Source organism: SAR202 cluster bacterium (genome assembly GCA_009392515.1).
Taxonomy (GTDB): Bacteria; Chloroflexota; Dehalococcoidia; order Lucifugimonadales; family UBA6952; genus UBA6952.
In genome coordinates this window covers 1-13514 of the sequence record VFGE01000023.1, presented here as the reverse complement: position 1 = coordinate 13514, position 13514 = coordinate 1, and the positions used below count along the sequence as shown (strand labels likewise).

12 protein-coding genes and 1 tRNA gene are annotated in these 13514 nt (G+C 34.3%); 9 read left to right on the top strand and 4 right to left on the bottom strand.

Annotated features, from left to right (window positions below; genetic code table 11):
* Positions 1-18: 18 nt before the first annotated feature.
* Entirely contained in the window at positions 19-1011 is a 993-nt protein-coding gene (locus FI695_02535) for a TIGR03619 family F420-dependent LLM class oxidoreductase (protein MQG50839.1), read from the top strand.
* Here the strand turns inward: FI695_02535 and FI695_02530 are convergent.
* Positions 1008-2207, bottom strand: coding sequence for an MFS transporter (locus FI695_02530; GenBank protein MQG50838.1), 1200 nt, complete (start codon positions 2205-2207; stop codon positions 1008-1010). The two genes, FI695_02535 and FI695_02530, sit on opposite strands and share 4 nt — an antisense overlap.
* 15 nt (positions 2208-2222) lie before the next feature.
* Positions 2223-3386, bottom strand: a complete 1164-nt coding sequence (locus FI695_02525; GenBank protein MQG50837.1) for an LLM class flavin-dependent oxidoreductase — start codon at positions 3384-3386, stop codon at positions 2223-2225.
* Between the two features lie 125 nt (positions 3387-3511).
* Between FI695_02525 and FI695_02520 the strand changes: the two genes are divergently transcribed.
* From FI695_02520 to FI695_02500, 5 genes are all read left to right on the top strand, one after another.
* Positions 3512-3585, top strand: a tRNA-Pro gene (locus tag FI695_02520).
* Positions 3586-3610: 25 nt separating this feature from the next.
* Positions 3611-4393, top strand: coding sequence for a hypothetical protein (locus tag FI695_02515; GenBank protein MQG50836.1), 783 nt, complete (start codon positions 3611-3613; stop codon positions 4391-4393).
* Positions 4394-4409: 16 nt separating this feature from the next.
* Positions 4410-5018 carry a hypothetical protein gene (locus tag FI695_02510; GenBank protein MQG50835.1) on the top strand — a complete coding sequence of 203 codons (609 nt, stop codon included), beginning with the start codon at positions 4410-4412 and terminating at the stop codon, positions 5016-5018.
* Positions 4975-5739, top strand: coding sequence for an enoyl-CoA hydratase/isomerase family protein (locus tag FI695_02505; GenBank protein ID MQG50834.1), 765 nt, complete (start codon positions 4975-4977; stop codon positions 5737-5739). Before FI695_02510 ends, FI695_02505 begins: the two co-directional genes overlap by 44 nt.
* Before the next feature lie 51 nt (positions 5740-5790).
* Positions 5791-7350 (top strand): long-chain-fatty-acid--CoA ligase, encoded by a 1560-nt coding sequence (locus FI695_02500; protein ID MQG50833.1) that lies wholly within the window; start codon positions 5791-5793, stop codon positions 7348-7350.
* Between the two features lie 5 nt (positions 7351-7355).
* On the opposite strand, the gene FI695_02495 is transcribed toward FI695_02500, so the two are convergent.
* Both FI695_02495 and FI695_02490 read right to left on the bottom strand, forming a co-directional pair.
* Positions 7356-9413, bottom strand: a complete 2058-nt coding sequence (locus FI695_02495) for a (Fe-S)-binding protein (GenBank protein MQG50832.1) — start codon at positions 9411-9413, stop codon at positions 7356-7358.
* Positions 9414-9488: 75 nt separating this feature from the next.
* A complete protein-coding gene (locus FI695_02490; GenBank protein MQG50831.1) occupies positions 9489-10757 on the bottom strand; it encodes an MFS transporter in 1269 nt (422 codons plus the stop codon).
* Here FI695_02490 and FI695_02485 point away from each other — a divergent pair.
* From FI695_02485 to FI695_02475, 3 genes are all read left to right on the top strand, one after another.
* Positions 10752-11720, top strand: coding sequence for a hypothetical protein (locus tag FI695_02485; protein MQG50830.1), 969 nt, complete (start codon positions 10752-10754; stop codon positions 11718-11720). The genes FI695_02490 and FI695_02485 overlap by 6 nt on opposite strands.
* Positions 11721-11816: 96 nt before the next feature.
* Positions 11817-12278: a peptidylprolyl isomerase gene (locus FI695_02480; GenBank protein MQG50829.1), complete on the top strand. Its 462-nt coding sequence runs from the start codon at positions 11817-11819 to the stop codon at positions 12276-12278.
* A gap of 85 nt (positions 12279-12363) precedes the next feature.
* Positions 12364-13514: NAD-dependent malic enzyme (locus FI695_02475; protein MQG50828.1), on the top strand; the 1151-nt coding region annotated here is incomplete at its 3' end.

Genomic DNA, 13514 nt, shown 5'->3' with positions numbered 1-13514 from the left:
TTTTGCTGTAGAGGAATAATGGATAATAAAATTAGAATTGGAATAGGAGTTGGTGGCTGGCCTTTTCCTACATATCATTCGTCAGAATTTTTTGAATTTGTTAATTTGTGTGAAGAAGTAGGTATAGATTCACTTTGGTTTAGTGATCGATTAAGTGGTCAAGAAAATACCTTGGATCCTGTTATTTCGATTGCAGCTTTGTGCGGTGTAACTAAAAAAATGAAATTTGGTACAAGTGCATTAATCCTTCCTTTAAGACAACCATCGATTTTGGCAAAACAATTAGCAACATTAGATTTTCTTTCAAACGGAAGATTATTAGTAGTGGTTGGACTTGGTCAAGATCAACAAAAAGAATTTGACTTGGCAGGAGTTGTTAAAAAACATCGTGGTCGAATTACCGATGAATCTATAGATGTCATGAGGACTTTGTGGTCTGGTGAAAAATGTGAATTTAATGGAGAGTTTTTCAATTTTAAAGATGTCAGTTTACTTCCTAAACCTATACAATCTCCATTTCCACCAATATGGATTGGTGGAAGAAGTTGGGCTGCTTTGGATAGAGTTGCTAGAAAGGGAGATGGATGGTTGCCATCTGCTACAACACCTCAAGAATGTTCCTCAGGTATACAATACATAAAATCAAGAATGAGTGAAGCTGGAAATGAAATTCCTGACGATCATTATGGAACTTTCATTCCATTTCATATTAATACTGACAAACAAATTGCAGAACAGAATTTTTCTAAATATTTTGTATCTCGTAGAAATGATATAAGCCCGGATAATTATTGTGCTGCAGGTACTTCTAATGATGTGTTACAAATGATTAATAGTTATATTAATGTGGGGGTTTCAAAATTTGTTATGCGTCCTGTAGCAGGTGCAGATGAATGGAATAATCAAATAAAATTGTTAGGTACTGAAGTCTTGCCACGTATACAGACACCATTTTCAATCACAGAATTGCAAGAACGAGCTGGGGAAACTCTATTAGGGAAGCTTTATTAATTCAAGCCTTTTGGAACAGTCCAATTGCCTATAAAAGCAAGTAAACCCCCAAATACACCTACACCAGATGCTAAAATAAAAGCATATTTTATATCTGTATCAGCTAGCACTCCTGCTAGTGATGGAATAAAACTAGAAAATATTGTTACAGCAGCAAATACTAATGCGACAGTTGTGCCTTGAATGTTTGATTCAACTAAGTCTGTAGCAGATACAATTAATATTGCCATCATTGGGAATAAGAAAATACCCATAATAATTATTACGATGGTGAAAAGAATAATATTTGGTGTAAGAAGACATATATAACTAATACCCAATATTGTTAGAGAAGGTGCTAAAATTAGTTTTCTGTTGTATTTATCTGATAAATAACCCATCATAGGTTGCGCTATCATACCTCCAACATTTGCCAGAGCAAGATAAATACCCATTCGTAATGGGGAAAAGCCTAAATTTTCATCCATATATATCGGTAAAAAGGTTAGAACTGTTCCTTGGCCACCAGCAAATCCTGCAGCAATTAATAACACAATGAGTAATTTCTTATTTTTAAATAAGCCTCCAACTCCAGAGACAAATTTTGCAAATGTTAGGTTTTCAGATGTGACTTGTTGAGGTATATTTTTTAAAAGTAAATACATGAATATTCCAAAAATTACAGCAGGTAGTAGGCTTATTTGTAATACACTGCTCCAAATTAACGGTGTGTATTTTATTATTGCTCCAACCAATATAGGAGCTGTTGTTTCGCCGATACTTCCACCAGTTCCATGTAGAGCAACAGCAAAACCGCGTCTATCTGAAAAGTTTCTTGAAAGAGAAGCAATAGCCGCTGGATGATAAAAGGATATGACTATACTAAAAAGCCCAGAAAATATTAAAGCAACATAAAAAGATTTAGATATTCCTAAGAAAAAAGCAAATATACCTAATACAATGATTGTCATAGAAAGAATTAATGCAACTTTTTGCGGATATTTATCACCTATATACCCTGCAGGTATGTTTGCAATACCTCCAGCAAATTGCCTGGTTGAGGACATTAAACCTACTTGGCTGTTAGTTAATAATAAACTTTCTTTTATACCAGGAAGTAGGAAGAAAAAAGCGGCGTTAAACATATGTTTTATACCATGACCCGCTAATATAGTGACAAGTAGTCTTCGTTTTTGTTCTTTAGATATTTCGTTCATATAGTATTGGTAAGGTTAGTTTTTATTCTGGTAGTCTGTTTTTGCTTTTTCCAAAGCTTCTGTTCTCATTTTTTGGAGTTCTGCGGATTTATTACGTGACCATTGCATAGAATTATTAAGAGCTCTTACTGAACCTTGAAATTGTGGCATTACATATCGTGCAAGTAGTTCATAACTATGAAAAACTTGTTCTTTGGTTCCCCATTCAGTAGCTTGAATCATAATTCCACCAAATCCACCACTTTCTTGGTCTAGTCGATTGATCGTATTGATTAAATCATCAGGTGTCCCAACACACCAAGCTCCTCTTTCAACCATTGCATCTATAATTTTATCCGCACTATCATCTACTGTAACCGGATGACCTAAGGTTTTTTCAAAATATTCCCTTTGATATCTTCCAGCATATTCCCTTGCCTGAGTGAATGCTTCTTTTTTTGTGTCTGCTAAAAAAACATGGAGGACTAAGCGCCATTCTTTTCTATCTACTGTTTTGTTATGTTCTACTGCGGTTTCTTCTGCAATTTTCCAAAAGTCACTTAAATTAGTGGCAATGCTGCCACCACGAGGAATACTTACAGATAAAACCCCTAAACCGTATTTACCAGCGGCAACCATACCGGAAGGAGATTGAGCTGCTGCTACTGCTACTTCAAATCTTGGTTGTGTGTATGGCCTCATTTGTAATTGACCTTCATTCATAGAAAACCAATCAGTTTGACACGTAACTGGCTCTTCAGATTCAAGTAGTTGCATAATTACGTTTAGTGATTCATCCATTCGAGGTCTTTGTGTGGTTGGGTCGATACCCAACATATAGGCATCTGTAACAAGAGCTCCTGGGCCAACTCCCAACATTGTTCTTCCCTTAGTTAAGTGATCTAGCATAACCATTCTATCTGCGACTATTAAGGGATGATGATAAGGAAGGCTTGTAACTCCAGTTCCTAGTCGAATATGTTTTGTTCTTTCTGCAGCTGCAGCAATAAAGACTTCCGGAGATGCTATTATTTCCCAACCTGCACTGTGATGCTCCCCAATCCAGGCTTCGTCATATCCTAGATGATCTAAGTATTCGACAAGTTCTAAATCTCTTTGTAATGATAGAGTGGGATTTTCATCTTTCCAATGAAATGGAGCAAGGAATATGCCAAATTTCATTCGATCAGGTAACATTATGTTCTCCTTAGTAGTTGTAGGGATTTCGTGATTAATTATGCAAGTCTATCATGCTATGTTAATAGGTACAATATAAAAACAACTTGCTCTGGGAAATTGCTAATGGTATTCTTTTCCTTTATCATCGGGGCGTGGCGCAGCCTGGAAGCGCACCTGCATGGGGTGCAGGGGGTCGCTGGTTCAAATCCAGTCGCCCCGAGATTGGTTTTCAAAGATACTTTTTAATGGGAGAAATTGTGTCGGAAAGAAAAAAATTTACATCTGTAAAAGTTTTAAAAAGTAACAGCACTACATCTATATTAATAGATTCCAGTATGTTTACTATGACGAACTACAAAAGTATCTGCACTGAATTTGAAGAAATTTGTAGTGAAATAAATCAAGATGAAGAAACAAATGTTGTGGTGTTACATATAAAAAATACCAACAAGTCGTATTCTTTAAAAAGTATAAATTTTGATAATATTGACTCTATTGAAGGCTATAGAATTGCATCTAAAATAGATAAGATACAATGTCCTGTAATTGTAAAAATGAATGGGTATATATTTGATAACCTTTTAGAGTTAGCATTGAGTGGAGACATTAGAATTTGTACTAATGATAGCATGTTTGGTTTAAAACAAATTAATAATGGATTTTTGCCTTGGGATGGGGCAACTCAACGATTGCCACGGATAATAGGGAAATCAAAATCAATAGAAATGATGTTATCTGGTGAAGTCATTACATCTGAACAAGCTTTTAAGTTAGGATTAATTAACTACATTGTTACACAGTCTGAAATTGAAACGAGTACTGCGAAGTTAATAACAAAATTGGAATCTCTTGCGCCGATTGCTTTGAGATATGTCAAAGAAGCAGTTAAAGAGGGATTAGATATGAATATAAGACAAGGATTTTTGTTTGAATCTGATTTAAGTATACTACTTCATTCTACTCATGATAGAAAAATAGGACTAGACAGTTTTAAGACAAAAGAGCCTCCAAATTTTATTGGTGAATGAAGGATATATACAAAACATGGTGAATAAAGGGGAAAAACTGAAACTTGATTTGCATACGCATATATGGGAAGCTTCAAGTTTTGAAACACCTAGCATAGATACAGCATATAAAGTAATCAATCAGTGTAAAAAAATTGGTATAGATGGAATAGCAATTACTGATCATGATCATGCTCACCCAGACTTATTAAAAATTTCTTTTGAATATTACAAAATTTTTACTAAACATTTTCCAAATGAAATAGTGGTATTTCCTGGTAGAGAAATAGAATTACATATGAAACATGATTATTTTCAGACATATGAAGTTGGTGAATTTATGTTACCAAATGGTAAATTATTTAGAAATTATTGTCATCCTGGTCATCCATCCCAGCAAATAGAAATAAATCACATTCAATCAATTGAAGTTAATAATTCTATTCATAATTGGCATATTAATAAAAACCAAGTATATGAATTAGCAGATAAACATAATTTAATTTTAACTGAAGTTAGTGACGCTCATGATATTAATGATATTGGAAAAAACTATATAGAAATACCTTTAGAAGATTTGTTATCTTCTGGAATCGATTTAAATAAATTGCAAATTCAAGGATGGGAAAATCATAGATCAATTTAGCACAATTATTTATGAAAAAAATAAAAATATAGGTACTATCACCCTCAATAGACCTAAAGTCGTTAACGCTTTTAATACCACAATGCGAGATGAACTTTATGAAGTGCTAACTGCAATTAAGCTTGATATGGAAGTTGAGGGTATTTTGTTAAAAGGTAGTGGTTCAAAAGGATTTTGTGGTGGAGCAGATTTAACTGAATTTGGGACAGCTCCATCACAGTATATAGCTAGAAATATTCGTAAAGAAAGAGATTTATGGGAAGTATTTATGACTTTACCAATTCCTATTGTCTGTGTGTTACATGGGTACACATTTGGTTCAGGGGTGGAAATTGCTATGTTATGTGATGTTAGGTTAGCTACAAAAGATACAATTATTGGTTTGCCTGAAACAGGACTTGGAATCATTCCTGCCGCTGGAGGAACTCAAACCATACCTCGTCAAATTGGTTTAGGTCATTCATTGGATCTTTTATTATTAGGGAGACAAATAGATGTAGATAAATCCTTAGAAATAGGATTGGTTGATTATTGTATTGAGGGAAGCCATATAATTGACTTCGCTTACAGCTTGTTAGATCGTTTAGGTCATAACCCTAGAGAATTAAATCGATTAATCAAGTCAACTATTTCACTAGGTTTAGAACTTCCTTTATCAAAAGGATTAGATTTAGAAGCCAAAAAATGTGTTGAATATATTATCGAAACTAGACAAGGATGATAGAATTGATACTTGCGTCAGATATTTTGTGTAGTAAATGGAGGTTAGTAGATGAATACTGTCGAGTTTTTGCGACTATCAAGTGAAATAGTTCCTGATAGAACGGCAATTATCTTTGAAGATAAGAGAATTGATTTCTTAACCTTACAACAAAGAGTGAATAAACTTGCTGATTCATTAAGCAAATTGGGCGTTGTTGCTGGAGATAGAGTTTCTACTATTCAAGTTAATTGTAATGAACATATAGAGGCATATTTTGCAATAACTAGCTTGGATGCCATTTATGTTCCAGTTAATTTTCGCGTTAAGGATGATGAACTTGAGGTTATGTTAACCGATAGTAAGCCTAAAGCTATATTTGCAGGTTCTAGATATCATGAATTAGTTAAACAAGCTACAAAAAATAACAGTGATGTCAAATTATTTATCTCAATGGACGATGAATCTGAAGGATGGATTAATTATGATGATTTGATTCGAGACGGGGAATCAGAAGATAGATTTCCTGAGTATGATGATGATGATACTAATATAATTATGTATACCTCAGGTACAACAGGAGCTCCAAAAGGAGTTATGTTAAAACATGATAGTTTTTCTTCCTATATTCTGGCAAATGTTATGCCAGCAGATCCTGATGAGGAAGAAAAGAATATACTGACCGTACCATTACATCACATTGCAGGTATGCAAGCTGTAATATCAGCAATTTATGGCGGTAGAACATTAGTTATTCAAAGACAGTTTGAACCACATGATTGGATGAGATTAGTTCAAGAAGAACGAATCAATAGGGCGATGATGGTTCCTACTATGCTTAAAGCAATTTTAGATCATGAAGAATTTCAGAATTTTGATATATCAAGCTTAGGTGTAATTACTTATGGTGCAGCACCTATGCCTGCTTCTGTTATTAAAGACGCAATAACTAAACTTCCTGGAACACGTTTTATCAATGCTTTTGGCCAGACTGAAACTGCTTCAACTATTACCATGTTATCTCCGGAAGATCATGAAATTACCGGTACTCCTGAAGAACAAGAACTTAAGCTACAAAGGTTAAGTTCTATTGGTAAGCCATTGGATGACGTTATTGTTCAAATAGTTGATGAGGATGGTAATGAAGTTAACCAAGGAGATGTAGGTGAGATTGTTGCACAAGGACCAAGGTTAATGAAAGGATATTGGAACAAAGAAGATGCAACAAACGAAACTATTAGAGACGGTTGGTTGTATACGGGAGATTTAGGGTACATGGATTCGGAAGGATATATCTTTTTGTCTGGTAGAGCTAAAGATTTTATTAAACGCGGGGGAGAAATGATCGCCCCTGATGAAGTTGAAAATGTTATTCTTACACATTCAAGTATTGAGGATGCAGCTGTAATAGGAGTAAACGATGAGTATTGGGGAGAGCGAGTAAGGGCTGTAGTCGTGCTAAAACAAGGTATGTCAGTAGAACCTCAAGAAATAATTGACCACTGTTATGAGCGCTTAGCAAGTTACAAAAAACCAGAGTCAGTTATTTTTGCTGACGAGATACCCAAAAATCCCATGGGCAAAATATTAAAACGCGAACTACGTGATATGTACCCAGAACCAATAGAATAGAGTAATTATTTCTCTTCTTCAGGCACAACACTTTCAGCAATAATTTCTACAAGATCTTTGGTTTGTTTATTTTCCTGAACACCTTTTGATTGAATTCCTTCAGCGAACATTTGATAGCAAAATGGACAAGAAACACCTAATGTTTCACCTTCGGTATCAAGAAATTGATCAATTCTCATATGATTTATTCTTTGACCACCGCTATCTTCCATCCACATATGTCCTCCACCGGCACCACAACAAAATCCTCGTTCACAGTTTCTTTCCATTTCATGAAGTTCTAATCCTGGAATAGCTTTTGAGATATTTCGTGGTGCATCATAAACTTTGTTGTGTCTTCCTAGATAGCAAGAGTCATGGTAAGTCATACTAATATCAACGCTTTTGACAGGTTTTAATTTCCCGTTTTGAATTAATTCATCCACAAATTCAGTATAGTGGTAAACTTTGTAATTTCCTCCAAGTTGTGGATATTCGTTTTTGATGTTGTTAAAACAATGTGGACATAGAGTTACAATTTTTTTGAATGAATATTGGTTTAATGTTTGAATATTTTGTTCAGCCATCATTTGGTATAGGTATTCATTTCCAATTCTTCTGGCTGGATCTCCTGTACAACCTTCTTCATTTCCTAGTACTGCAAATTTAATACCAGCGACACGTAGTATAGAAGCCATAGCGCGTGGTGCTTTTTGATTTGCTTCGTTCAATGCGGAAGTACAACCTACCCATAAAAGAACTTCTGCTTCATTTTCATCAGCAAATGTTGGAATATCTAGTCCATCCATCCATTCTGTTTTGGAGGTTTGATTTCCGCTCCAAGGATGTCCTCTTTGTTCCATGTTTAATAAAACACCTTCTGCACCTTCAGGCATACTAGCTTGTTCCATTACTAGATATCGACGCATATCAACAATAGAGTCAACATGTTCAACCATAACAGGGCATTCTTCCATACATGCACCACAGGTGACACAGTCCCAAACAGCTGATTCCTTAAGCATGCTATTATCAGTAAACAGACTTGGTTCTTGATATGTTTGTTCTGATTTTTGTGCATTTATAATAGATGCCCCTGTTTCCATGACGTGCTCTTTTATACCTTCTGCAATATGCATTGGAGATAATAATTTACCGCTAATATTAGCAGGACAATTATCTGTACATCTTCCGCAAACAGCACATGCATAACCGTCTAAAATAGATTTCCATGAAAATCCTTCTGTTCCTCCAGCTCCGAAAGTTTCTGCTGTTTCAAAGTCAGGCATAGGTTTTAGAGTTCCTCGAGCTTGCATAGTAGTAAATAATACATTTATTGGAGCCCCAACCATATGCATGTGTTTTGATATGGGTATATAAACAGCAAAACCTAAAATAATAATAAGATGTAACCACCAAAAAAGTGCTTGTAAATTACTTGCAGTTTCTCCAGTTATCCCAATATCAATAAATAGATTTCCTAAAGCTCCACCAATTGGAGTTTCTGCTGCAGGACCAGTGCCACCAGCTGCAACAAAAAAACCTTCTGTGATTAATGTAAAAAACATAAGCCCATATATGGCAGCAACAATAATTATTGATTCTTTGGCTCTAGTAAGATCAAAAGAAAGTCTATGGGGTCTTGCAACCCATCTTCTGTATAGAGCCCAGGATAATGAAAATATTATTAGCACAGCTACAAAATTTAAAAGCGAAGCAAAAAATTTCACTCCAGTTTCTGTTAATAGTGTTTCTGAAAATGGATGCCATGCCGTATCTCCGAAGATAAATATTACATAACTTATTGAAAAGAGTACAAAACCATAAAATATAATCGCATGACCGAGCCCCGCCATGTCTTTTAATGAGAATCGTTGCATAACCCTTTGTTGTCCAAGGACAACAATAAGCATTTTAAGTATTCTTTGTATAGGTTGATCTAGTCTATTTTCTTTTCTACCGATTAACACTAGACGAAATACTCTTTGCCATAAAATGAAACCAGCTAGACCAAATGAAACTAGTGACACTATCAACACTAGTAATGCATTGGATATCCCAAAAAGACTCTCAGGTGGAACCATTATTACCTCCAGTACCAAACACCAATATTACGTAATTTATATATTCTATCATAATATGTTACATATTGTTTAGGTTCATTTTTTTATTGGAGGTTTAGCTAATATTGCTGCAATTAGGCATAAAAGTGGTAATAATGTGAATACATTAGTTGTAAGTTCAAACGAATTTGTTGTGTCTACTATAATAGCAAATGATAAAGGCCCTAGTGCTGCAGAACCTACCATAACTGTAGTTACAAATCCTCTGATAGCTCCTATTGAATTCCTTCCATAATAATTTGCCCAGATAACATTTCCGATAGTCATAGCAAATCCCATACTAAACCCGATGATTGCTCCATAGATATATGTATGCCAATTGGCTGAAATAGTACCGATAAATAACATTCCTGAAATTAATATGATTTGACTAAATCCTAATAGAAATCTAGGAGCTACTCTTTCAATAATAAAACCAGAACAAAAAGAACCTAATATTATCATTGGGGAGATGATTATAAATACTTGTGCAGCAGATTCAGGAGCCAATCCCCGACTTTCAAAGAGGGGAACTTGTAGAAAAGTGAGAGCAGTTATAATAAAAGAATGTGAAGTGCTAGCAAATAGTAAAAGCCAAAAGGTTGGAGTTCTCATTGCTTCTTGTAAACTCCAATTTACTTCTAAGTTAGATTGTTGAATAGTGTCATTTTGTTCTATTGTTAATCCGTCTGGTAGAAGACCTATAGATTCTGGACTTCTTCGTATAATTATGATTGCAGGTAATAATAAACACCCCCAAATTACAAACGTGAGAACAGTCCATGCATTTTCCCAACCAAGGTTTGTGATTAGATAAAATATAAGCAATGGAAATATTGCTTGACTTAGTGCACTACCCAATGAATTAAATGCATTAGCTCTTCCTCGGTATTGAATAAACCAAATTGCTACTAAACTGGTTGATACAAGAGTTAGGGCTCCCTGTCCTAAGGCGCGTAGCATTGTAAATCCAATATATACTTCATATGAATTAGAAACTTGGGTCATCCATAAGCAGGCGAGTCCAAATAAAATAGTTATCAAGGACATTAAAATTCTACCGCCGTACCTGTCAAATAACTTACCCACAATGATCATAAGAGTTGCAGCTGTGAGTGAGCCAAATGTATAAAAACTAGCAATTTCTGATAATGAAAGGCCTAGAGATTTTCTCATGGGTTCCATAAATATTGAGATAGAATAGGTTTGTCCAGGGCCAGATATAAACATTCCTAGTCCAGTTACGACTAATATGATCCATCCATAATAAAAAGGAAGTTTATTATATTTATTAGAGGTTGAATCAGGTTTATTGTAAGAATGCATAGGAGGGATTATAATCCTCTTTTTGTATTCATTCAATTAAACAGGAAATTTATGGACAATTGGGTAATAATTGCATTATTTAGTTCAGCTGTTTCTGGCTTAGTGAGCATATTTGATAAAACAGTTTTATATAGATATGTTACAAATTCTCATACATTACCTGTCATAATAGCTTTAATACAGATGTCTTTTGGCATATTAACGATTTTAATAGTCTCTACATTTGAAGCTATACAATTACAATATTTCTTTTGGCCATTTATTGCTGGATTATTGTTTGGACTACAGGGGCATCTATTTTTAAAAGTAACTTTTTCAAATGAGGTTACTAGGACAGTTCCATTTTCACAAATATATCCAATATTCACAGCTTTTTTTGCCTTACTTTTTTTGGATGAAAATATACTGCTTTATCAATGGTTAGGGATAATATTAGTTGTAATTGGTGCAATATTAATAGTCATGGATTTTTCCGGTGATTTTTGGAAAATTAAAATTATTGATAAAGCATTTGGTTTATTAATAATTGGTAGCCTACTTTATAGTGCTGCAAATATTACAAGTAAATTAGCAGTAGAAGAAGCTTCAATTATACAAGTACATGCTGTACGTATGTTTGCTTTAGGTTTTATTTTCTTTCTTTTAAATTTTCGTAGAGACTCTTATTTGGATGTCAAAAATATGATTCAGTCAAAAAGTAAAGGATTTTTATTTGTATTTAGTAATGAAGTTGTTTTAGTTAATATTCATTTCTATTTTGCTTTACTTGCACTTTCTTTAGGCCCTGTTTCTTTGGTTACTGCAATATTAAGTGTCAGATCTTTATTTTTACTTTTCTTTACTTTGCTTGTAAGTATTTTATTCAATTGGTCTATTGGTGAATCAGTTTCTCCTAAAATTATCCTTATTAAGGCTTTATCTACAACCGTTATAGTTGTTGGGTTAGTTCTGCTTGTTATTTAATTCTCTTTTTTATTGTTATATTTATCCTAATAATTCGTAAATAAATATGTTAAAGTTTTAGTAATAAGAAGTTCAGATTTATGAAAGGAAGACACATTGCAAGCAACAATAAAAACAAATTACGGTGAAATAGTTATCAATTTATTACCTGAAGAAACACCCAAAACAGTTGATAATTTCGTTAGTTTATCTAAATCAGGATTTTATGATGGAGTAATATTTCATAGAGTTATTCCAAATTTCATGATACAAGGTGGAGATCCAGACGGTACTGGCAGAGGAGGACCTGGTTATCAATTTGAAGATGAAATTGTATCTTCATTAGTGTTTGATACTCCTGGTAAGTTAGCTATGGCAAACGCTGGTCCTAATACTAATGGTAGCCAATTTTTTATCACAACAGTTCCTACACCACATTTAAATGGTAATCATACAATTTTTGGTACTGTTACTTCAGGTCAAGATGTCGTTGAGACTATTTCAAAGGTTGAAACAATGCCTGGAGATAAACCTGTAGATGATGTTGTAATTGCTGGAATAGATATTGATGAATCTTAGTGGTTGCAATATTCATTTACATTGGTATAATTTGAGCACTCTTTGGAGTTTCTAAAAATATATATACTCAAGAAAAGGCGATATTATGGTTCGTAAGGTAGCTAAGGCAGACGATATAGAAAGCGTAGATTCAACTCTTCCCCCTACAAATTCTTTAACATTGCGACTTGAGATTTCTAACCAACCCGGGATGATAGGGAAAGTTCTTTCTGCTATTGGTGATCAAGGTGCTACTGTTGGAGCAATTGATTTAGTTGAAATGTCTGGAGCAAAATTAGTTCGAGATATAACTTTTAGTGTTTGGGACGAAAAAGTTGGATCAGATATTTTAAAGGCGTTAAAAAAACTTCAGGGAGTTAAGGTAATACGTTATTCAGACCCAATATTATCTTCTCATTTAGGCGGAAAAATAGAAATGCAAAGCAAAATCCCTTTAAAAACACGTAGGGATTTATCTATAGCTTATACACCAGGTGTTGGTCGTGTTTGTATGCATATATATAATAAACCAGAAACACTTTGGGAATTAACAGGTAAACGAAATACTGTTGCAGTTGTTACGGATGGAACAGCTGTTTTAGGTCTTGGAGATATAGGTCCTGGTGCGGCAATGCCTGTTATGGAAGGTAAAGCACTCCTATTCAAGGAATTTGGAAATGTAGATGCATGGCCAATATGTTTAGATACAACTGACACAGAAGAAATTATTGAAACGGTAAAAAGAATAGCACCAGGATTTGGTGGTATTAATTTAGAAGATATTTCTGCACCAAGGTGTTTTGAAATAGAAGATTCTTTACGAGCTCAACTAGATATTCCAGTGTTTCATGATGATCAACACGGTACAGCAGTAGTTGTTAGTGCTGCTTTACTTAATGCTGCAAAATTAGTGAATAAAAATTTAGATGAATTGAATGTAGTAGTAGCAGGTGTCGGTGCTTCTGGTGTTGCATGTGTGAAAATGCTTTTGTCATACGGAGTAAAAAATATTATAGGTTGTGATCGTTCTGGAGCTGTATATCAGGGACGACCAGATAATATGAATTTTATGAAAAACTGGTTTGCTGAAAATACAAACCATGATAAGAAAAAAGGTACAATTAGTGAAGTTATTGAAGGAGCAGATTTATTCCTAGGATTATCTGGACCAGGAACTATAACTGTCGATGATATTAAGAAGATGAACAAAGATCCTATCGTATTTGCCATGGCAAATCCAGATCCTGAAATACTTCC